A 20,920-nucleotide genomic window follows, 5' to 3' on the forward strand; every position below is an offset into this window, starting at 1 on the left:
TTTCAGAGCTGACCTGAGACGGAAGCGAGCGTAGGGATTCATGGGACGAGCGGAAGAGAGACGAGCGCGACAGCGCGGTGGCCGCCGCGCGGCGCCCAAACGCCACCGCTCGCAGCCCACGGCGAACGCCCCGGCCGCGACGGACGCCCAGCCGGCGGCGAACGCAGAACCCACGGCGCACATCAGCCGCGCCGCGACGAGAGGCAGAGCCGCCAAGTCCGCCAAGCCCGCCAAGGGCCGGATACGCAGGCTGTTCACCTGGAAGAAGATCCTCGGCACGGTCTTCGGGCTGTGCCTGCTGGGCATCGGCGGGTTCACCGCGCTCTACCTGTCCGTCGACATTCCCAAGTCGGCCAACAAACTCGCGCAGGGCGAGAGCAACGTCTACAAGTACAGCGACGGCAAGATCCTGGCCCGTGACGGCACGATCAACCGGGAGTCCGTGGACCTGTCGAAGGTGCCCAGGAAGGTCCAGCTGACCTTCGTGGCGGCGGAGAACAAGAGCTTCTACCACGACAACGGCGTCGACCTCCGGGGCACCGCCCGCGGCCTGATCAACACCCTGTCCGGCAAGGGGAAGCAGGGTGGTTCGACGATCACCCAGCAGTACGTCAAGAACTACTACCTCGACCAGGACCAGACCGTCACGCGCAAGCTGAAGGAACTGGTCATCTCGTTGAAGGTGGACCGCGAGGAGCACAAGGACGACATCCTCGCCGGCTACATCAACACCAGCTACTACGGCCGCGGCGCCTACGGCATCCAGGCCGCCGCCCAGGCCTACTACGGCGTCGACGCCGAGAAGCTCAGCGTCGCGCAGGGCGCCTACCTCGCCGCACTGCTCCAGGCGCCGAGCCAGTACGACTGGCAGGCCGCAACCTCCACCGGCAAGAAGCTGGTGAGGGCACGCTGGAACTACGTCCTGAACAACATGGTCGAGGAACACTGGCTGGACGCCGCCCAGCGCAAGGACATGACGTTCCCGATTCCCAACGAACCCAAGGGCGACCCGGGCCTGAACGGCCAGAAGGGCTACCTGGTCGCTCTCGCCAACACGCAGCTCGAGCAGCAGCTGATGAAGAAGGAAGGCCTCTCCCAGTCCGACGCGGAGGCCAAGGTCCGCAGGCAGGGCTGGACCATCACCCTGAACATCGACAAGAAGAAGCAGGCCGCGCTGGAGCAGGCCGTCAAGACCCAGCTGATCAGCAAGCTCGACCCGAAGAAGCGCAAGGTCGACGACGACGTCCAGGCCGGGGCCGTCTCGGTCGACCCCAAGACCGGCAGGATCGTCGCCCTGTACGGCGGCCGCAACTACCTCGACCACTTCTACAACAACGCCACCCGCAGGGACTACCAGCCCGCGTCGACGTTCAAGCCGGTGATCCTCGCCGCGGCGCTGGAGGGCAACGCGAAGACGCAGGACGGCAAACCGATCACCGCTGACACGGTCTACGACGGCACCAGTGGCCGCCAGGTCGTGGACAACGGCACCAAGGTCGGCTTCGGCCCGCCCAACGAGGGCGACGCGAGCTATGGCAAGATCACCGTCCAGCGGGCGATGAACCTGTCCGTCAACTCCGTCTTCGCACAGATGGGCGTGGACGTGGGGATGGAGGAGGTCATGTCCACGGCGAACAAGCTCGGCATGGACACCAAGGGCATGCAGGCGGTGTATGCGCAGACGCTGGGCTCCATGGGCGCCAGCCCGCTGGAGATGGCCGGGATCTACGCCACCTTCGACAACCACGGCAAGAAGGTGACGCCCACCATCGTCAAGTCGGCCGAGAAGAAGGGCAGCGAGGTCGACATGCCCGACCCGATCGGCAGCGAGGTGATCAGCCGGAAGGCCGCCGACACGGTCACCTCGGTACTGACCGGCGTGGTCGACGACGGTACGGCCAAGAGGTCCGTGGCGGACAACCCGCTGCGCGACGGCCAGCAGGTGGCCGGCAAGACGGGTACGTCGGACAACAACAAGTCCGCCTGGTTCACCGGCTACACACCCGACCTGGTCACCTCCGTGGGCCTGTTCGGCGAGGCCAAGAAGACCGGCGCCCACGTCCCGATGTACGGGGCGGGTGGCCTGCCGCGCGTCGACGGCGGTAAGTTCCCGGCGCAGATCTGGGCGGCGTACACCTTCGGCGTCACGCAGAAGGCCAAGTTCGACCTCGACACCACGCAGGGCGCGGCGGTCGAGCCGACGAAGAGCCCCACCCTCTCCCCGCCGCCGTCCCCGAGCACGTCCGCGCCGCACAGTTCCGCGCCGCCATCCTCCCCGCCCCCGTCGTCCTCGTCACCGTCGGCCCCGGCGAGCAGCAGCCCGCCGCCGTCGTCCGAGCCCCCGTCGTCGTCGCCACCGGCGAGCCCGTCGAACTCGGCGACGACGCCCGACAACCCGGAAGATCCGATCAACCCGCTCGATCAGTAGCAGCAACAGCGAGGAGCGCCCGGCGGGTGCCGGGCGCCCCTCGCGTTCTCGGTGGTGCTGTCGATCCGCCGTGTGGCGGTGTCTCAACTGGTGACGTCGGCGTCTTTCTACGGGTGTCGATGCGTCCCAAGGGACTGCCGGAGGTTCCGGTGCCGCCGCCGTTCTGCTCCGAGACCACAGCAGTGCCAGTGCGGTCACGAGGGCAACGCCCCGGCCGGACTCATCCATCGCGGGTGGCGTGTACCAGGATCGGCAGGGCGCGGGGGTCGCGGCGCAGTTGTTGTCGTAACTCAGGTACGGACTTCGCGGTGGTGAGCATCGTGACGTGTGCGGCGAGGCCGCTCACCGGTCGGCCGCTTCGCGGAGCACGGTGGCGAGCGCGCGGGCAGTCGCGGTGTTGCTGCCGAGCTTGATGAGACCGTCGGGTGGTGCGTACGTACGCGCGAACATCGGCAGATCCATGTCCAGGAAGGGCAATGTGATGCCGTTGCACTGCGTGTCGCGGTTCGGCGGCGCAGCGGGTGCTGTCGTCGGGGGTGGGTGGTCGCCTGTCCTGGCCGGACGCCTTCCTGTGCCCTGTGCAAACAGCGACGGCTCGATGCGTTCCGATGGATCTTGAGCGTCACATGGACCAAGCGTGGTCTGATACAAGAGCAGCAATGGCGACGGCGGCGACTGCGTGGAGGTCGCCGACGGCGTGCCCGGCATTGTCCAAGTCCGCGACAGCAAGAACCAGAACGGGCCTGCGCTCGTCCTGGCAGCCGGTACGTGAGCGCCGTCCGTCGGGGTGCTCAAGGCGGGGCGCCTGCAGAGCTGACAACAGGGGCTGCAGCGGGGTGCCGCTATGTCTTTCGCCAAGGCGCCCCTGCCGGGTGTCGGGCGGACGAGGCGAAGGAGGACCTGGGGCCGGTCCTGCCGCGAGCTCGGCGGTTTCTCGGCCGGGCCCTCGCCCACAGATCCGCGTCAGCACGAGCGCGGCGCTCCCGGTCGACAGCTACCCGCCGTCCGCGTGCTCGGCGCCCGATTGTCGGGCGCCTGCCCCGAGCCGGTGTGCCTCCCCTCGGCAGGAGTCGCGGGAAGGCACACGGGTGACGGCAGAGCAGGCGTCAGGAGACGCCAGCCGAGCAGTAGTTCAGCAGGTGCGAGCCCTCGAATCGGGCGACCTCGATGCCGAGGTCCCAGATCCCGCTGACCCCGCCCGCGGTGGCGGATGTGTCGAACTCCTTGGAGGTGCCGTATCCGTCGTAGTCCGAGTGCCAGGGGTAGTACCCCTTGGAGCCGTCGGCGTAGTACGCCACCACACGGATGCTCACATGGTGGCCGTCCTCGACCCAGTCATAGACCTTGAGCTTGATGGACGGCACCGTCCTCTGGCCGACGCCGCGTTGCCACCCGCTGGTGGCTATGGAACCGCTGGCACCCTCGGTGCTGCAATCCCCGTGGTACCTGTAGTCCGCAGCGTGCGCGGGAGTCACCCCGAGCCCCAGAGCGAGAGCCAGGCCGGCCACGAGTGTGCCGAACTTTGCTTTGCTAGCCATGCAATTACCCCCAGAAATATGTTGATCATTTACTACAGCAGGACCGGAGGAGATGTCAACGGATATTTATCTCCGGTGTCGTCGCTGTACTTGAAGAGGTTGGCCTGAAGCACGCCTGCGCCCGGGTCTGCCAGGCCGTGGTGCCGATCTCGGATTTGAGTACGGCGAAGAAGCTTTCCGCGGCGGCGTTGTCGAAGCAGGAGCCGGTTCGGCCAGTGCTCTGACGGATATCCGACTCGGCCAGGGATTCCCGGAATTGGCGAGATGTGTATTGCGATCCGTGGTCGGTGTGAAAGATTGCGTTACCGGCCGTATGCTCGCCGCCATGGGGTCGCATATCGCCCTCTGCGCGCGCAGAAAAAGCTGTGAGCCGGTGTCGTGTGCTCCTGGCACGCTGATGGCCTGTTTTGACGCCAGTGGTCCGTACCTGGAGCGCTTCCGGTGAAAGCGAATGCTCTCGGCGCGGCAACTACTCGCCTGCTGCCTGACCACCCACCGGCAACTCGGCCCCTCGTGTCAGCCGTTGTGAGAAGACCTGCTCGGCCTGCGTTCCCTGCGGCGAGCCCGCGGCCCCTCCAAGGCTCCGGATGCCTCCACGATGATCCGCACGACGGACGAGGAAAGCGCAAGGACGGCCGACCCGATGAAAGCTCCGTTCCAGAGGAAGCAACTCAGCAGGGCGAGCAGAGCACAGACCGCCGCAGCGGCTGCGCCTGCCTTCCTTCGGAAGGGGAACAGCACCCAGGGCAGAAACGGGGAGAGGAAGAACATGGCGAAGCCGATGAGCAGGGCGCCAGCCGCCATCGTGCGGGGCCTTTCTGTGGAGCGAGGAGCGTGGTCGCCCTCTGAACGAGGGCGACCACGAATCTAGCGAGTGTACTCAGGGTCAGGTTTCTTGTCGGGTGCGTTGCAGAAGTGGGTCGAATCCGGGTCCACCCCGGGGTTCGGTGAGAGATAGACGTTGATGTTCCACGGGTTTCCGGAGTGGCCTCCGGTCATGGTGCAGTTCGAATAGGGGTCATCCGTGCTCGGCGGCGAGGCGGGCCCGCTGAAGTGGTAGAAGTCCCCGGTGGTGATCGGTGCACTCGAACCGGTGTAAGCGCCGTCCAGGTCGATGGCCTTGCCGTTGCGGTAGAGGTACTGGCTCGGCATGTAGCTGGACCGCAGGATCGATGCGCCGCTGACCTTTTTGATGGTGCCGTCGGCGCAGGACTTGAAGTCCAGCTCCTGCCAGATGGGCGGCGCCTGGCCGAAGATCGAACCGGTCAGTCCCGGTTTGAAGAACATGTTCCGGATCTCCTGGGACATGAGAGCAACGGGGTTGTCCGACGACCCCGTGTCGTCGGAGACCCGCTTGACCCAGTCGGCCACGCTGTCGGTGAGATGCTGGTCCGCCAGGGCGGGCCGGTAGCCGATGGATCCGCCGGCCGTGTGCATCACGGCGACGCAGGTGCCGCTGTCGTCGGTGACGACCTTGTCGTTGTTGTCGGTGACGACCGGCCTGACGCCGATCGACTGGTACGCACGTCCGGGAAGGATGCCGTCGCTGTTGGTCGAGGTGGTGACCGGTCGGCCGTTGTGGACGTTGAGGTCCTTCGCGACGTAGTCCAGGTCGGGCGGCTGGGTGCCGTAGTCCTTCTTCAGCGCCGCGAAGAAGTTCCGAACGAAGTCCGGCATGTGCGTGTCGGCGGTGCGGTCGTCGTAGGAGACGCTCTGACTGCCGTTGATGATCTTCCCCGACGAGGTCTTGATGTACGACACGGTCGCCTTGTTGTACATCTTGTAGGCGGCGTCGTCGGTGCCGAACCACGAGGGTTTGCTGTCCGAGGTGGGGCGCTTGGTGTAGGCGTTGGCGAAATGCATCCACTGGGGCACGCTGTGCCCGTCGGGATGGTCGGTCGTGCTCGTGCCCGCCGCCTTGACATCGGCCTTCCACTGCTCGACCGCGGCCTTGGTCTCCGGCTTCACGCACGTGGGAGCCCCCACGTCGATGCAGGTCGGCAGATCGGTGATCTTCTGCGAGGTCTTGATCGCCCAGTCGTACAGGTCCTGCCGCGACTTCAGTGGCGTGTTGAACATGCTCGACTCGGGCCGGACGTCGATGTTCTGGTCCTCGTCGAAGAACGCGTCGGCCTCGATGGAGTCCGAGACGTAGGTGCCGGTGACGGGCTGGAAGGCGATGGCGCCGAAGGCTATGTCGTCATCGCCGGTGCCGTCGGGCGTGTAGTTCGTCAGGCTGACGCTCGGTGTGGAGGTGAACTTGTAGGCCCCCAGGGACACCCATTTGCCGTTGTTGTCGTTCTGGACGACGTACCGGTCGTAGGGGCCGCCGAGAGCGCCGCGGACCACGTAGTGCGCGTTCTTGGTCTGCGCTCCGGTGTCCGGGACGTGCACCCACACCTGGGCCAGGTCCATCTTCTCGCCGAGTGTCCAGGTGCCGTCGATCGACATCAGACCACCGTCACCGCCGAGATGGTCCTCGTTGCGGGTGTGGGTGTACCAGAAGTGACCGCCGTAGCCGCCGCCCACCTGGTGCAGATCGGCCTTCGCCTCGAAGTGGGTGCCCAGTGTGTCCGCGTTGAACGTGAACTGGAAGGTGCCCGAAGAGGTGGCCTGTCCACAGTCGCCCCATGTTTCGGTGCCGTTGGGCACCGACGCGACGACGTGCGCGCCGGTCGGCGCACCGGAACAGACGGGCATGCCGTTCTTGAGGCGGTAGCCACGCCCCGGTTCCGGTATCAGCGTCTGGTACTTGATCAGTTCGTGCCCGCACTGGTTGGCGCAGGTCGCCTTCCACGTGGCGTTGGGCTTGTTGTACCAGTACTTGGCGTAACAGGTCTCCGTACCGCAGTTCGGCGGCGTGGCCGGGTCGCAGTTGTTGTCGCTGTTGCAGAAGGTGCTGAGCGGCGGTGAGACCTGGCTCCGCGCGGCATTGGTGTTCCACCAGGCCGGCCGGAAGCCGGCCGAGGAGTAGCCGGACTCGCCCTTCCAGTCCTGGCGGCCGTCGGTGCCGTAGGAGTAGCCGGTGTCGATGGACCAGGCGGACCAGCCCATCACCTTCTCCTCGTAGGGCCAATCCTGCGGGTGGGCGGCGTCGTGGTTGGCTTCGGTGCCGTCCACGTCCGTGTCCATGAACGGGTGGTTCCAGCTCTTCTTGTAGATGGGGTTGGCCGGGTTGTTGTACCAGCCGAGCCCCCAGTGCCCGTCGTGCTTCGAGGCGTCGGAGGGCGGGTTGAAACCGAGGTTGTAGTTCCAGACCGCGGTGAACCAGTTCTCCACGTAGGAGGGGTCGTCATTGTTGACGGTGATCGTCTGGCCGGCCTTGTGGACCTCGTTCCACTTGTCGGCGAGGATCTTCATCGAGGCGGCGATGTTGGTCGCGTAGTCGATGGCGACGGCCTTCTGCAGGGCCGGCGACAGGCTCGTCTCCCCGGGCTTCTCGTGACCGGCGATGCGCATGCCGTCGGTGACCTGTCCGACGCCGTAGCCGCAGTCGGACTTGTCCCAGTTGATGGCCCAGTACGACTCCGGGGCGCCCGGGTCGATCTTGTGCCCGTAGTAGCCGTCGACCGCCGCGAGGGGGCTGCCCATCTGGCCGGGGATGGAACCGGACTCGGCCTGCCACAGGTTGGATTCCTGGGCCATGATGCCGAGCATCACGTTGGCGGGGATACGGCCGCCGCCGGTCAGGGTGGGCGGCGGGAACAGACCCTGCGGGTCGATGCTGCTCATCCCGGTCTGGTTGCGGTAGCCGCCCTGCCGGATGTAACTGGCGTGCAGATTACCGCGTACGGCCATGTCGACGGCCCACTCCACCTGGTTGGGAGTGGGCTGGAGCGCCTGTGCCTTGACGTCGTTGCGCGAGACGGAGCACCAGCGGTCGGGATCGGTCGGGTCGTGCGACACGATGATCGACGAGCTCCGTGACGGCTGCCCGTGCTTGCCCGTTGCCGAACCCGGTGCGCGGCCGGCGGTGAGCGCGGGCGACAGGTGCTCCTTGCCGGCGGGCTTCGCGGCGGGGGCGACCTTCTGGCTGATCTTCGAGCCGGTGGTGGTGGCGATGGAGGTGACCGTCACCGGCGTGGTCGCGGTCAGCGTGCCCGGGGCCTGTGCCGGACCGTCCTGCGTGTTCGGCTCGGTCCTGGTGAAACCCTTGCCGGCGTTCTTGACCCGCTCGATGCCGGCCCGGACGCCGGGAGTGAGTACGGGCTCGACGGCCAGCCGCCCCTGACTGGAGATGTCGGTGTCGGCCGGGGCGTTCACCCGGGTGATCCCGCTGCCCGCGGTGTGCAGGCTGCCGACGGGATGGCCGGTGAGGAACACCTGCGCCGATCCGCCGCGCTCGAGGTCGAGGTCGCCGAGCTTTCCGGTGGCGATGGTGGTGGTCGCCCCGCCGTTACCGCCCCACACCCTGGCCCGCGCGCGGTTGCTGCCGTCGCGTTCGACGAAGGCGATCTTTCCGCCCTTCACCGGGTGGAGGTCGAAGGCGACGCCGCCGGTCGTGAGGAGGTTCTTCACCTTGCCGGAGCGGTCGAGGTGGACCAGACGGCCGCCGACGGCGGCGACCGCGCCGTCCTTGACCGGGACGGCGCTGGTCAGCTCACCCTTCGTCGCGGCCTTGATGAGGGTCTTGCCGGCGGTGTTCACCGTCACGACCCGGGTCCTGGTCTTCGCGGCGTCGTTCATGTCGCGGAACGCGGTGAACGCGGCGGTGTGCGTGGCCGGATCGCACGAGGGGTCGAAATACGCCAGCGACGCGGTGAACGGCAGCTTCGTCACCTGGCCGGTGCCGAGGTTCACGATCGCGGCGAACGCGCCGCCCTGCATCAGGTCCGGCTTGTTGGTGAACGTGCGTGGTGCGTACACGGCGGCGACATGGTCGCGGTCCATGAGGCACTGGTTGCCGAGCCAGGAGTCCGCGGGCATGCCGGGCTCGGAAAGGACCGCGGCGGTCTTCCAGGCGTAGGCCTTCGCGCTGTCGGCGACCAGGATGTGCAAGCCGTCGCTGTCGGCCGCGGCGGTGACGGCGCGGTCGTCGGAGGTTCGCCATCCCTTGCCGAGCTTGCGGCCGGGGTCGCTGACACCTCCCCGCTGTGCCGACTCGCCCTTGCTTGAACTGGAGTTCGAACTGGGGGCGGCGGTGGCCGGCAGGGCTTGCAGGAGCGCGCTGGCGAGCGCGGCGGAAGTCACCACCGCGGCCAGGGGTATGAGTGTTGCTCTTCTGGGTCTCAAGAGAGACATTCCCCGTTTCTCGTTGAGTTGGTTCCCCGCTCCTGGGGGTCAGGCGCGGCGAGCCCGCCCGCGCCCGCTGACCGGGCCGGGCAGGAGACCTTGTGTCGCAGGGGTGGTGCGGGAGGGTTACCGGGGCCTCGCGGCCGTCGTTCCGGACGCGGGAGCGCGTGAAGTCCCGGGATGCGTCCACCGGATGAGCGGGCGGAGGGTGCTGAGAGTGCGCGGCCTCGTTGCCGCCGGGATCTGCGTCGGCTCAAGGGTGGCCGCAAGCTGCCCGTTCACCGGGGCAGGGCGACGCGGTGTGCATCATGCAGAGAAGTCCCCCTCACTGATCACCCGCTCGCGAGGGCCGGTGTGGTCAGTTCCGGTTCTCTGAGCGCCAGGTCACCTTATGCGAGGCATGGACACGCCATGCAAGGGTTTGATCCGGCCATGGCCGAAAATTCATTACGGCGCACCACAGCACCAAGGGACTCGTGCACCACACAAGTCACCGTCCCAGTCGCGGAGTTGCCGCGGCCAAGCCATGGCTCGGCGGTGATGCCCTCCGCTGGGAGGCGACTTGTTCTCGCTGTCAGTCCTGTGGTGGCCAGGCCGGCGCCATCAGCCCCGCGGCGCCGCGCCGTTGACCTCGAACCAGACCACCTTGCCCGTGCTCAGCCGGGTCGCACCCCAGCGCCGGGCCAGCCGGTTCACCAGGTACAGGCCGCGCCCGCCCTCGTCCGTGGCACGCGCCTGACGCAGCCGCGGCAACTGGGGCACGTCGTCGCCGACCTCGCAGCGCAGCACGTCGGTGCGCAGCAGCCGCAGCGTGACCGGGCGGGAGGCGTAGCGCACCGCGTTGGTGACGACCTCGCTGACCAGCAGCTCCACCGAGTCGCTGAGCTCCTCCAGACCCCAGCGGGCCAGCGCCCGCCGGGCCAGCCGGCGGGCCCGGCCGGGGGCCGCGTCCTCCGGCTCCAGGAACCAGTACGCCACATCGCTCGGCGCGATCCCGTCGAAACGGGCGGCGAGCAGCGCGATGTCGTCGTCCCGGTCGCCCGGACCCAGCATGTCGAGCACCTCGTCGCACAGGGCTTCGAGCGGCGGCGGATGGTCCGGCCCGGTCAGCTGCGCGGTCGCCGCCAGCTTCTCGCGCAGTTGCTCTATGCCGGTCCACACGTCCCTCAGCCGGGACTCCACCAGTCCGTCGGTGTAGAGCAGCAGCGTGGCCCCGGCCGGCGCGTCCAGCTCGACGGCCTCGAAGTCGACGCCGCCGACGCCGATGGGCGCACCCGCCGGCACCCGCAGCACCTCGGCCCGGCCGCCCAGATGCAGCAGGACCGGCGGCGGATGACCGGCGTTGGCGATGGTGATCCGGTGCGAGACCGGGTCGTACACGGCGTACAGACAGGTCGCCATCCGGTCGGTGCCCAGGCGCTGCGCCTGCTCGTCCAGGTGGTGCAGCACCTCCTGCGGGGGCAGGTCGAGCCCGGCGAGGGTCTGCGCGGTCGTCCGCAGCTGGCCCATGATCGCCGCCGAGGTCATGGAGTGGCCCATCACATCGCCGACGACGAGGGCGACCCGGCTGCCGGGCAGCGGGATCGCGTCGTACCAGTCGCCGCCGACCCGCGCGGTCTCCGCGGCCGGCAGATAGCGCGAGGCCAGCCGGACACCGGTCGGGCGGGGCAGCGTCTCCGGCAGCATGGTGCGCTGCAGCTCGTCGGCGATGTAGGCCTCACGGCCGTAGAGCACCGCCTTGTCGATGCCGAGCGCGCTGTGCGTGGCGAGCTGGGCGGCGACCAGCAGGTCGTCGGCCTCGAACGCCAGCCGCTCCGTGCGGCGCAGGAACAGCGCGGCACCGATGACCCGGCGCCGGCCGCGCAGCGGGGCGAGGATCGCGTGCCGGCCGTCGGGGACGAGCGACTCGCCGCCCTCGCCCAGCAGCTCGGGCAGCGCGGCACGGGCGGCGGGGGAGTCGGCGAACACCGGACGCACCCCCCGCAGCACCTCGTTGAGCGCGCCGCCGGGCCGCACCTCGCACAGCTCGGCGGTCACCGACGACAGCTCCGGGAGCTCGCTCTCCGCCGTCGGCGCGGGCAGGAAACCGCCCTCGGTGTCCCGCTCCTCCGGAATCCGGTCGGTACGGCGCAGCCGCAGCAGCACGGGCCCGGTCGGACGTTCGTCACCGATCGGCAGCGGGTCGCGCAGATACACGAGGATCGCGTCCGAGAACGTCGGCACGGTGGCCCGGCACAGCCCCATCACGATCTCGTCGAGATCGAGACCACGGGCGATCCGCCGGGTCGCGGCACCCACGAAGCGCAGCCGGTCGCCGTCCCGCCGCATGGGCAGCGGCCGTCCCGGCGGCAGTCCCCGTCCGGTACGGCGTTCCTGCCCGCCGGAACCGTCCTGCTGCTCGGCGACCGGCTGGACCGGGATGTGCTCGGCCGCGGGCCGCGGGCGGTGTGCGTCCGGTTCCGCCGCGGATGGCTGGGCGTGCTCGGGGCCGTTGACTGGGAGCTCCTTCCCCTTGCCGCAGGGCGTCGTGGTACCCGGCGAGGAGGGCGTCTCGCCGGCGCGGGCCTGTGCGGGTAATGCGGTGGGGCCGAGCGTCGTCGGGGTGTGCAGGAGCGCCCCGCGGGGCTCCGCGGGGTCGACGCCCGCCTGGGGGCGTTCGTATGAGGTCGGCTGCTCCGTCACGCGTGTCGAATCCATCCGTCCGGGGCCGCGTGTCGTGCACGCAGTTCGTCCCGCAGAAAACCCGATACCCGGAATACGTGCCCCGGGAACGGAATTCCCGCGTGGTCAGCGGACGGCCCTGTGCCGCCGGACCGTCGCGGGCCCGCGGTGGTGCTGCCCTCGTACCACTCGCTCACGTCCTGCCGCCCCTCGGTGACATTGGGTCAAGCCCGGTACAAGCCCCGGGAGTTGCGTCCGATCCTCCTTACGGAGGACGATCCTACGGTTGTGCACCGGGGGCGCATCAAGGGTCTCATGAGGACACGTGCGCGGGCGTACGGTCCCAGTCCTCCGGCAGAGACGGTACCGCCCAGGACGGGTCGGGGCGCCAGTGCGGCCAGCCGTCCGAGAACGGCGGGCCCCAGGCGCGGATCACGTCCACCGCGGCACGCCCCGCCGCCCGCACCCGTTCGGCGAGCCCGGCGTCCATCAGACCGTCCCGCTGGGCCTGCGCGAACTCGTCCTCGTCCCGCCAGTGCCAGCTGCGGTCGGGGTGCACGGAGATGTCGAGGAAGTGGTCCTCGGAGTCCACCCCGCCGTCCCAGCGGGACAGCGGCTCCTCGAGATTGACGTACCAGTTCTTGAACTGCCAGCCGGGCTCCCAGAACAGCCACACCGACCAGGGCTCCCCGGGCCGGGCCAGCTTCAGCACACCCGTCCCGAACCACCGGTCGCGCTGCACCGAGCGGGGCTTGGTGTAGCGCGACCGCAGCGGCTCCAGGTGTACGGGCGTGCCGTCGGCGAGCACCGGGCGCACGCACTCGGTGCCCGGCGCCAGCCACACGGCGAGCAGTTCCTCGTCGTCCCGGACGACGGTCACGGGGCGCGCGATGTGGAGGCGGTCGCCGGCGTTCTCCCGGTACCGCCACAGGATCTGACTCCCGGGCGTCCAGAACGCCGTACCACCGGCCGTAGTGCCACCCGCGTCCCCGCGGTCCACGCGTCTCACCGCTCCACCGTCTGCCATGCACAGATATTAGGTGCCCCAGGCATGCGACGCGGTGTCACGCGTCACGGTTCCGGCCGGTCGGCGCGAATGGTTTCCGGCCCGTCACGGGTGCGTCATACGCAGGACATCCAGCGCCTCGTCCAGCTGCTCCTGGGTCAGGTCGCCGCGCTCCACGTAATCGCTCTCCTCCATCACCTGCCGGATCGTCTTACGTTCCGAGAGGGCCTTCTTGGCCACCTTCGCGGCCTCCTCGTACCCGATGTACCTGTTGAGCGGGGTGACCACGGAGGGCGAGGACTCGGCGTACTCGCGGGCCCGGTCGCGGTGGGCGACGATGCCGTCCACGGTCCGGTCGGCGAGCAGCCGCGTGACGTTCGCCAGCAGCCGCACCGACTCCAGCACGTTCTTGGCGATGACCGGGAGCATGACGTTCAGTTCGAAGTTCCCGGCGGCGCCGGCCGTGGCGATGGTGGCGTCGTTGCCGATCACCTGGGCCGCGACCATCAGCGCCGCCTCCGGAATGACCGGATTGACCTTCCCCGGCATGATGGAGGAACCGGGCTGGAGGTCGGGCAGCGAGATCTCCGAGAGTCCCGTCATCGGGCCGGAGGACATCCACCGCAGATCGTTGGCGATCTTCGTCAGACCGACCGCGATGGTCCTGAGCTGCCCGCTCGTCTCCACGATCCCGTCCCGGGCGCCCTGCGCCTCGAAATGGTCGCGCGCCTCGGTGAGCGGCAGCCCGGTGGTCCGGGCGACCTCCGCGATCACGGCGGCTGAGAACCCCCGCGGGGTGTTGATGCCGGTCCCGACGGCGGTACCGCCCAGCGGCAGCTCGGCCAGGCGCGGCAGGGAGGCGTTCAGCCGCTCGACGCCGTACCGCACCTGGGCGGCGTACCCGCCGAACTCCTGACCGAGGGTCACGGGCGTGGCGTCCATGAGATGGGTGCGCCCGGACTTCACGACGTCGGCGAACTCCTCGCTCTTGCGGCCGAGCGCGTCGGCGAGGTGCTCCAGGGCCGGGATCAGGTCGTGGGTGACGGCGGCCGTGGCGGCGATGTGGATGGAGGAGGGGAAGACGTCGTTGGACGACTGGGACGCGTTGACGTGGTCGTTGGGGTGCACGGGCCGGCCCAGCCGCTCCGTCGCCAGCGTGGCGATGACCTCGTTGGTGTTCATGTTGGACGAGGTCCCCGACCCGGTCTGGAAGACGTCGACCGGGAAGTGCTCGTCCCACTTCCCCTCGGCGACCTCCTTCGCCGCCTCCTGGATCGCCTCGGCCACGTCCTTGTCGAGCACCCCCAGTTCGGCGTTCACCTTCGCCGCGGCGCCCTTGATCCGCGCCAGCGCCTCGATGTGCGCCCGTTCGATCCGCTGCCCGGAGACGGGGAAGTTCTCGACCGCACGCTGGGTCTGCGCCCGCCACTTCGCGTCGGCGGGGACACGGACCTCGCCCATGGAGTCATGTTCGATCCGGTATTCGCTCATATCCGTTACAGCGTTCGCGGCGGTGACGATGTTCCGCCCGGTGCGCCACCAGGGTGGCCCGCGGTCGAAGGGGCGGAGCCCCTGGGGCGGGAAGGGCATGGGCGGCGGGGGCGAGACCCGTCCCGGCGCGAATCCGCGACAGCGGCCCGATCTCCGGGGGGTGAAAGTGCGGGCGGGAATGCTGTACAGTGGATCTTGAGCTCGCCGCCACAAACGGGCAGGGCTCAATGCGTTGGTGGTCCAAGGAAAGACGTCCCGCTTCCTGCGGGGAGATGCAGGTGCAAGGCCTGCCCGGCGCTCCATGGAAAAGGGCCCGCCCCCGGTCGACCGGGGGCGGGCCCTTTTCGCATTCTGCGTGCCGTTCGGTCACAGGCCCCCCGGCGTCGCCGGGGGGCCTGTGCGGCTCTCAGGGGCGACTCAGGACAGGCCGGGCCCCCGCACCGGGATGCTGGTGAACGTCGGCTGAGAGAGTTGCTGCGGGCTGAAGAAGTCGTTGCCCTTGTCGTCTACGACGATGAACGCCGGGAAGTCCTCGACCTCGATCTTCCACACGGCCTCCATGCCGAGCTCCTCGTACTCGACGACCTCCACCTTCTTGATGCAGTCCTGGGCGAGCCGCGCCGCCGGCCCGCCGATGGAACCGAGGTAGAAGCCGCCGTGCGCGGCGCACGCGTCGGTGACCTGCTTGCTCCGGTTGCCCTTCGCCAGCATCACCTTGGATCCCCCCGCCGCCTGGAACTGCTCGACGTAGGAGTCCATACGGCCGGCCGTGGTCGGCCCGAAGGAACCGGACGCGTAACCCTCCGGGGTCTTCGCCGGACCGGCGTAGTACACCGGGTGGTCCTTCAGGTACTGCGGCATCTCCTCACCCGCGTCCAGCCGCTCCTTGATCTTGGCGTGCGCGATGTCGCGGGCCACGACCAGCGGGCCGGTCAGCGAAAGCCGCGTCTTCACCGGGTACTTGGTGAGCTCGGCGAGGATGTCGTCCATCGGCTGGTTGAGGTCGATCCGGACGACGTCACCGGACCCCGCGGCGGAGCCGCTGTCGGACTCAGTCAGGTGCTCGTCCGTGGTCTCCGGCAGGAATCGCGCCGGGTCGGTCTCCAACTGCTCCAGGAACACGCCCTCGGCCGTGATCTTCGCGACGGCCTGCCGGTCCGCGGAGCACGACACCGCGATGGCGACCGGGCAGGACGCCCCGTGCCGCGGCAGCCGCACCACCCGCACGTCGTGGCAGAAGTACTTGCCGCCGAACTGGGCGCCGATCCCGATCTTCTGCGTCAGCTCGAAGACCTTCTGCTCCAGCTCCTTGTCCCGGAAGCCGTGCCCCAGCTCGGAGCCCTCGGCCGGGATCTCGTCCAGGTAGTGCGCGGAGGCGTACTTCGCGGTCTTCAGCGCGTACTCGGCCGAGGTGCCGCCGACCACGATCGCCAGGTGGTACGGCGGGCAGGCGGCCGTACCCAGCGAACGGATCTTCTCCTCCAGGAACCTCATCATGGAGGCCTCGTTCAGGACGGCCTTCGTCTCCTGGTACAGGAACGACTTGTTGGCGGAGCCGCCGCCCTTCGCCATGAACAGGAACTTGTACGCGCCGCCGTCGGTGGCGTACAGCTCGATCTGCGCGGGCAGGTTCGAGCCGGTGTTCTTCTCCTCCCACATGGTGAGGGGAGCCATCTGCGAGTAGCGCAGGTTCAGGTTCAGGTAGGCGTCGTAGATGCCGCGGCTGAGGGCCTCCTCGTCGCGGCCCTCGGTCAGCACGTTCTGACCGCGCTTGCCCATGACGATCGCCGTGCCGGTGTCCTGGCACATGGGCAGCACGCCCGCCGCCGCGATGTTGGCGTTCTTCAGCAGGTCGAGCGCGACGAACTTGTCGTTGGCGGAGGCCTCGGGGTCGTCGATGATGCGGCGCAGCTGCGCGAGGTGGGCCGGGCGCAGGTAGTGCTGGATGTCGTGGATGGCCTCCTCGGCCAGCTTGCGCAGCGCCTCAGGCTCCACCTTGAGGAACGTCCGCCCGTCGGCCTCGAAGGTGGAGACACCCTCGGAGGTCACCAGCCGGTACGGGGTGGTGTCCTCTCCCTGGGGGAGCAGATCGGTGTACGCGAACTCAGGCATCTCAGCCCATTCCTCACTCTGCGGACGTCGGCCCGCCGACGTTGGCGGGCGCCCACCAGCGTAGAACCTGGCTCGGACAGTGCACCCGTGAGGTCGGGCTCACTCAGCCACGCCGAGGTTGTCCACACCTCGAGGGTCTGTCCGGCAATAGCCGCCTGGCCCGTGACGCCTGGCACGCACTCCCTCACGCTCGGCTTCGCTCGCGAGGGGGGACCCCCATCGAGGGCGCTCCGGCGCCTTGCGATCGCACGCTCCCCACGCTCGAACCAGAGCTCGCGCGGGACCCCATCGTCGCCACGGGGCCCGTCCTTCGAGCGGACGGCGGGAATTGCCGGACAGGCCCTAGTCGCGATCTATCGCGTTTCGGTACGCTGCTGCCGTGGACCTTCAGAAGCAGGCTCGACAGCAGGACGCCGGACAGCGCGTCGCGGAACTGCGCGCCTCCGACGCCGATCGTGACCGCATCGCCGACCTCCTGCGCGAGGCCCTCGCCGAGGGCCGGCTGACCGCGGACGAGCACGCCGAGCGCGTGGAGGGGGTGCTGGGCGCCAAGACGGTGGGCGAGTTGGAGGTCTTCATACGGGACCTGCCGGCGGCGCACGACCGTCAGGCGCCCCCGGCGTACACGCCTGTGCCGCCCCGCCCGGCCGCCGGTGCGATACCGGCCGAGGCCGATGCCAACGTGGTGGCGGTGTTCAGCAGCGCCGTCCGCCGGGGCCGTTGGCGCGCCGGGCGCCGACTGCACGCGTACGCCGTTTTCGGCAGTGTCGAGATCGACCTCAGCGAGGCGATCTTCGAGTACCAGCAGGTCGTGATCAAGGCGGTGTCTGTCTTCGGCAACGTCGAGATCCGGGTACCGGAGAACGTGTCGCTGCGCGGCACCGGCGGCGGCGTGCTCGGCAACTTCGAGGTGGACACGCTGGATTCGGTCGAGTCCGACGCCCCCGTCGTCTATGTGGACGGATGGGCCGTGCTGGGCAACGTGGAGGCGCGGCCGAAGCGCGGCAAGCTCGTCGCGGACATCCTCGACCGCGTGCAGCGCAAGGTGGACAAGGGTTTGCGCAAACACCTGGACCGTTGACGGTAGCGAAGGCGCGCGAAACGGAACGTTTCGGTCCTTCGACCGCGGGCGCACAGGGTCGTGAACCAGCCGCCGCGCTCCCAGGGCCGGGAACGCAGTGCATAGGCGCGCGCACAGCGGGTAGGGCTTGCTGCATCGTCTCTCGCTCGCGAAGCCGTCGTCAGGAGTAGACCGTGCTGCAACCGCCGCATTCGTCCCTGCAGGTAGCTGCCGTTCCGGCCCAGCGGGTGCCAGTGCGGGACAGGGACCAAGACGCACCCTGGCACACCGAGGCGGTGTGCCGGCGCGACGAGGCAGGCCTGTTCTTCGCCCCATCGAAGGAACCCACCGCCGCCCGGCTGTCCAGGGAGGAAGCGGCCAAGCGGGTCTGTGCGCGCTGCCCGGTGATGGTCGAGTGCCGCGAGCACGCGCTGCTCCAGCCCGAGCCGTACGGCGTCTGGGGCGGTCTCACCGCGGCGGAGCGACGCGTGGTCCTCGCCCGGCGCCGCCGGCGCGACATGGAGCTGAAGAAGGCGGCCCGCGCGGCGAGCCGCATAGCCGCGGCGGGATAGCTCCCGCTCACGGCACCGCCCACGCGAACGGGGCGCCCCCTCCGCACCGGGAGCGCCCCGTTCGCGTACTGCCCTGGGGCTGCCCGCCCCGGCGCTTCCCGCACGTCCTGGCGACTACTTCGCCCTGTCGAAGTCGATCGCGCTGTAGGCCCGCAGCTTGCTCAGCCGGTGCTCGGAGTCGATCTTGCGTACCGTCCCGGACCGGGACCGCATCACGATCGACTCGGTCAGCGCGGTCTCCGGCCCGTACCGCACACCGCGCAGCAGTTCACCGTCGGTGATGCCGGTCGCCACGAAGAAGACGTTCTCCCCGGACACCAGGTCGTCGGTGGTGAGGACCCGGTCCAGGTCGTGTCCGGCGTCGATGGCGCGCTGCCGCTCCTCGTCGTCCTTGGGCCACAGCTTGCCCTGGATCGTGCCGCCCAGGCACTTCACGGCGCAGGCCGAGATGATGCCCTCCGGCGTGCCGCCGACACCGAGCAGCAGGTCGACGCCCGTGCCCTCGCGCAGCGCGTAGACGGAGCCGGCCACGTCGCCGTCGGAGATGAGCTTGATGCGTGCGCCGGCCTCCCGGACCTCTCTGATCAGGCCTTCGTGCCGGGGCCGGTCCAGGATGACCACGGTGACGTTCTCGGGCGTGGACTTCTTGGCCTTGGCGATCCGCTTGATGTTCACGGCCACGGGCGCGTCGATGTCGACGAAGTCCGCGGCGTCGGGGCCGGTGACCAGCTTGTCCATGTAGAACACGGCGGACGGGTCGAACATGGCTCCGCGCTCCGCGGCCGCGAGGACGGCGATCGCGTTGGGCATGCCCTTGGCGGTGAGCGTGGTGCCGTCGATCGGGTCCACGGCGATGTCGACCTCGGGCCCGGTGCCGTCGCCGACGTGCTCTCCGTTGAAGAGCATCGGGGCCTCGTCCTTCTCGCCCTCGCCGATGACGACGACACCGTTCATCGACACGGTGGAGACGAGGGTCCGCATGGCGCGCACCGCGGCGCCGTCGGCGCCGTTCTTGTCGCCGCGCCCCACCCAGCGGCCCGCGGCCATCGCCGCGGCTTCGGTCACCCGGACGAGTTCCAGGGCGAGGTTGCGGTCGGGAGCCTCGGCGGGGACATCGAGCTCGGACGGCAGATGATGGTTTTCGGTCATCGGAGCGCACCTTTCTGATACGACGACGGCCGGATGAGGGTGTTGGCCCCGACTCTAGCGCCAGACAGACAAAATGAGCAGGGGACCCCACGGATGAGCGGGCCGGGCACCTGCGACGATAGAGGACGTGGCAGGCATGAAAGGCAAGCAGAAGACGGTCCGGGACATGATCCTCTCCCTGGCCGTGGTCGGGCTCGCGGCGGGAGTCATCTATCTCTTCGTCCCGCACGACGACCACACTCCCGACCTCGAAAGGGTCGACTACCGGGTCGAGCTGCTCACGGCGCGGCGCGCCGCGGACTACCCGGTGGCCGCGCCCGAGGGCCTGCCCAGCACCTGGAAGGCGACGTCCGTCCGCTTCCAGGGCGACCAGTTCGACCGCTGGCATCTGGGTTTCCAGAATCCCGGTGGTCAATACGTGGCGGTGGAGCAGTCGACTCAGAAGCGCGCCGACTTCATCGACACCGCGAGCCAGGGGGCGAAGGCCACCAAGGTGACCGAGCGGATCGGCGGCCGCACGTGGAGGCGCTACACCGGCGGACGCTACGACGCCCTCGTCCTCCAGGACACCCCCGGCTCCACGACGGTGGTGGCGGGCACGGCGTCGTTCGCGCAGCTCACGAAGATGGCCGAGGCGCTGAAGATGGCGTGAGCCGCCGACATGACGACAGGCCCCCGGCGGATGCCGGGGGCCTGTCGTATGCGCGCGGGGCTCAGACGGTGGTGACGACCTCGTCGTAGGCCAGGCGCGGCGAGCGCGGGTGGGAGGCGTTCTCGCCCGGCTTGCCGATGTTGACGACCATCAGCGGGGTGTGGTCGTCGTCGAGGAACTCCTTGCGGACGCCCTCGGCGTCGAAGCCGGTCATCGGGCCGGCGGCGAGGCCGGCGGCGCGGACGCCGATGATGAAGTACGCGGCCTGCAGGGCGGCGTTCATTCCGGCGGAGTGCTCACGCACCGGGCGCTCGCTGAAGAAGGCGTCCTTGGCCTGCGGGAAGGCCGGGAACAGCGTCGGCAGCTCCTCGTGGAACTCGTTGTCCGCGGAGAGGATCGCGACCAGCGGCGCGGTGGCCGTCTTGGGCCGGTTGCCCTCCATCATGTGCTGCACCAGGCGCTCGCGGGCCTCGGGGGAGCGGACCAGGGTGATGCGCAGCGGGGTCTGGTTGAAGGCGGTCGGGCCGAACTTGACCAGGTCGTAGATCGCCTGTACCTGCTCGTCGGTCACCGGCTCGTCGGTGAAGGCGTTCGCGGTACGGGCCTCGCGGAAGAGCAGGTCCTGGGCGGCGGGGTCGAGCACGAGGGACATGGCTGAACTTTCTCCTGATGACGTCGGGATCCGGCGTGCCGGACCGGCTGACGGCACGACCGTACGACAGGGAAGTTCAAAGTTCAACAAATCCCGGAGGTGCGTGATCCACTTAACAGCCCGCGACCCGCGCCTACTCCCCCTTCTCCCGCTCCTCCTCCTCGGCCAGCGCCGCGTCCAGCCGGGCCCGGGCCCCCTCCAGCCACCGCCGGCAGACCTTGGCCAGCTCCTCGCCGCGCTCCCAGAGCGCGAGGGACTCCTCCAGCGTCGTACCGCCCGCCTCGAGCCGTCGCACGACCTCGATCAGCTCGTCCCGCGCCTGCTCGTAACCGAGCGCCTCTTCCACCTTGCTGGTCATCCGCCCACC

General features: G+C 69.1%; 14 protein-coding genes and 1 pseudogene. 5 read left to right on the plus strand and 10 right to left on the minus strand.

The features are described from left to right. Positions 1 to 40: 40 nt before the first annotated feature. Complete coding sequence (locus ACFY0F_RS12070) at positions 41 to 2,428, plus strand: transglycosylase domain-containing protein (protein ID WP_388792136.1); 2,388 nt, start codon at positions 41 to 43, stop codon at positions 2,426 to 2,428. Positions 2,429 to 3,083: 655 nt separating this feature from the next. After that, a pseudogene (locus ACFY0F_RS12075) lies at positions 3,084 to 3,200 on the plus strand (DUF397 domain-containing protein); the annotation flags it as partial. A 334-nt stretch (positions 3,201 to 3,534) separates the two neighbouring features. Here the strand turns inward: ACFY0F_RS12075 and ACFY0F_RS12080 are convergent. The 7 genes from ACFY0F_RS12080 to ACFY0F_RS12110 all read right to left on the minus strand — a co-directional run bounded on the left by ACFY0F_RS12080 (position 3,535) and on the right by ACFY0F_RS12110 (position 16,468). Next, a complete protein-coding gene (locus ACFY0F_RS12080; protein ID WP_388792138.1) occupies positions 3,535 to 3,966 on the minus strand; it encodes a hypothetical protein in 432 nt (143 codons plus the stop codon). Between the two features lie 55 nt (positions 3,967 to 4,021). Then, on the minus strand, positions 4,022 to 4,303 hold the full coding sequence (locus ACFY0F_RS12085) for a DDE-type integrase/transposase/recombinase (protein ID WP_388792140.1): 282 nt from the start codon (positions 4,301 to 4,303) through the stop codon (positions 4,022 to 4,024). A gap of 530 nt (positions 4,304 to 4,833) precedes the next feature. Next, positions 4,834 to 9,159: a hypothetical protein gene (locus tag ACFY0F_RS12090; RefSeq protein WP_388792142.1), complete on the minus strand. Its 4,326-nt coding sequence runs from the start codon at positions 9,157 to 9,159 to the stop codon at positions 4,834 to 4,836. A gap of 642 nt (positions 9,160 to 9,801) precedes the next feature. After that, entirely contained in the window at positions 9,802 to 11,895 is a 2,094-nt protein-coding gene (locus tag ACFY0F_RS12095) for a SpoIIE family protein phosphatase (RefSeq protein ID WP_388792143.1), read from the minus strand. A 277-nt stretch (positions 11,896 to 12,172) separates the two neighbouring features. After that, the gene (locus tag ACFY0F_RS12100; protein WP_388792145.1) at positions 12,173 to 12,886 is read right to left on the minus strand and encodes a DUF402 domain-containing protein; all 714 of its coding nucleotides are present in this window, start codon (positions 12,884 to 12,886) and stop codon (positions 12,173 to 12,175) included. A gap of 84 nt (positions 12,887 to 12,970) precedes the next feature. Then, positions 12,971 to 14,356 carry a class II fumarate hydratase gene (locus ACFY0F_RS12105; protein WP_388792147.1) on the minus strand — a complete coding sequence of 462 codons (1,386 nt, stop codon included), beginning with the start codon at positions 14,354 to 14,356 and terminating at the stop codon, positions 12,971 to 12,973. Positions 14,357 to 14,773: 417 nt separating this feature from the next. Next, positions 14,774 to 16,468, minus strand: coding sequence for a fumarate hydratase (locus ACFY0F_RS12110; RefSeq protein WP_388792149.1), 1,695 nt, complete (start codon positions 16,466 to 16,468; stop codon positions 14,774 to 14,776). Positions 16,469 to 16,847: 379 nt separating this feature from the next. Here ACFY0F_RS12110 and ACFY0F_RS12115 point away from each other — a divergent pair, with 379 nt between their 5' ends. Next, positions 16,848 to 17,549, plus strand: a complete 702-nt coding sequence (locus ACFY0F_RS12115) for a DUF1707 domain-containing protein (protein ID WP_388792151.1) — start codon at positions 16,848 to 16,850, stop codon at positions 17,547 to 17,549. Between the two features lie 173 nt (positions 17,550 to 17,722). Further along, positions 17,723 to 18,100, plus strand: coding sequence for a WhiB family transcriptional regulator (locus ACFY0F_RS12120; protein WP_388792152.1), 378 nt, complete (start codon positions 17,723 to 17,725; stop codon positions 18,098 to 18,100). Between the two features lie 114 nt (positions 18,101 to 18,214). Here the strand turns inward: ACFY0F_RS12120 and glpX are convergent, their stop codons facing one another. Then, on the minus strand, positions 18,215 to 19,249 hold the full coding sequence (glpX, locus tag ACFY0F_RS12125; protein ID WP_388792153.1) for a class II fructose-bisphosphatase: 1,035 nt from the start codon (positions 19,247 to 19,249) through the stop codon (positions 18,215 to 18,217). 127 nt (positions 19,250 to 19,376) lie between these two features. Between glpX and ACFY0F_RS12130 the strand changes: the two genes are divergently transcribed. Further along, positions 19,377 to 19,901, plus strand: coding sequence for a DUF4245 domain-containing protein (locus ACFY0F_RS12130; protein ID WP_388792155.1), 525 nt, complete (start codon positions 19,377 to 19,379; stop codon positions 19,899 to 19,901). A gap of 61 nt (positions 19,902 to 19,962) precedes the next feature. Here the strand turns inward: ACFY0F_RS12130 and ACFY0F_RS12135 are convergent, their stop codons facing one another. Next, on the minus strand, positions 19,963 to 20,553 hold the full coding sequence (locus ACFY0F_RS12135; RefSeq protein WP_388792157.1) for a malonic semialdehyde reductase: 591 nt from the start codon (positions 20,551 to 20,553) through the stop codon (positions 19,963 to 19,965). A 133-nt stretch (positions 20,554 to 20,686) separates the two neighbouring features. Next, complete coding sequence (locus ACFY0F_RS12140; RefSeq protein ID WP_388792159.1) at positions 20,687 to 20,911, minus strand: exodeoxyribonuclease VII small subunit; 225 nt, start codon at positions 20,909 to 20,911, stop codon at positions 20,687 to 20,689. Positions 20,912 to 20,920 lie beyond the last annotated feature (9 nt).

It is taken from the genome of Streptomyces sp. NPDC001544 (genome assembly GCF_042894285.1).
Classification (GTDB): domain Bacteria; phylum Actinomycetota; class Actinomycetes; order Streptomycetales; family Streptomycetaceae; genus Streptomyces.

Bases quoted from the DNA above. Each gene is read 5' to 3' on its own strand.
- ACFY0F_RS12080 (WP_388792138.1), bottom strand. From the start codon at position 3,966: ATGGCTAGCAAAGCAAAGTTCGGCACACTCGTGGCCGGCCTGGCTCTC.
- ACFY0F_RS12135 (WP_388792157.1), bottom strand. From the start codon at position 20,553: ATGTCCCTCGTGCTCGACCCCGCCGCCCAGGACCTGCTCTTCCGCGAG.
- ACFY0F_RS12085 (WP_388792140.1), bottom strand. From the start codon at position 4,303: ATGCGACCCCATGGCGGCGAGCATACGGCCGGTAACGCAATCTTTCAC.
- ACFY0F_RS12100 (WP_388792145.1), bottom strand. From the start codon at position 12,886: ATGGCAGACGGTGGAGCGGTGAGACGCGTGGACCGCGGGGACGCGGGT.
- ACFY0F_RS12105 (WP_388792147.1), bottom strand. From the start codon at position 14,356: ATGAGCGAATACCGGATCGAACATGACTCCATGGGCGAGGTCCGTGTC.
- ACFY0F_RS12095 (WP_388792143.1), bottom strand. From the start codon at position 11,895: ATGGATTCGACACGCGTGACGGAGCAGCCGACCTCATACGAACGCCCC.
- glpX (WP_388792153.1), bottom strand. From the start codon at position 19,249: ATGACCGAAAACCATCATCTGCCGTCCGAGCTCGATGTCCCCGCCGAG.
- ACFY0F_RS12070 (WP_388792136.1), top strand. From the start codon at position 41: ATGGGACGAGCGGAAGAGAGACGAGCGCGACAGCGCGGTGGCCGCCGC.
- ACFY0F_RS12110 (WP_388792149.1), bottom strand. From the start codon at position 16,468: ATGCCTGAGTTCGCGTACACCGATCTGCTCCCCCAGGGAGAGGACACC.
- ACFY0F_RS12140 (WP_388792159.1), bottom strand. From the start codon at position 20,911: ATGACCAGCAAGGTGGAAGAGGCGCTCGGTTACGAGCAGGCGCGGGAC.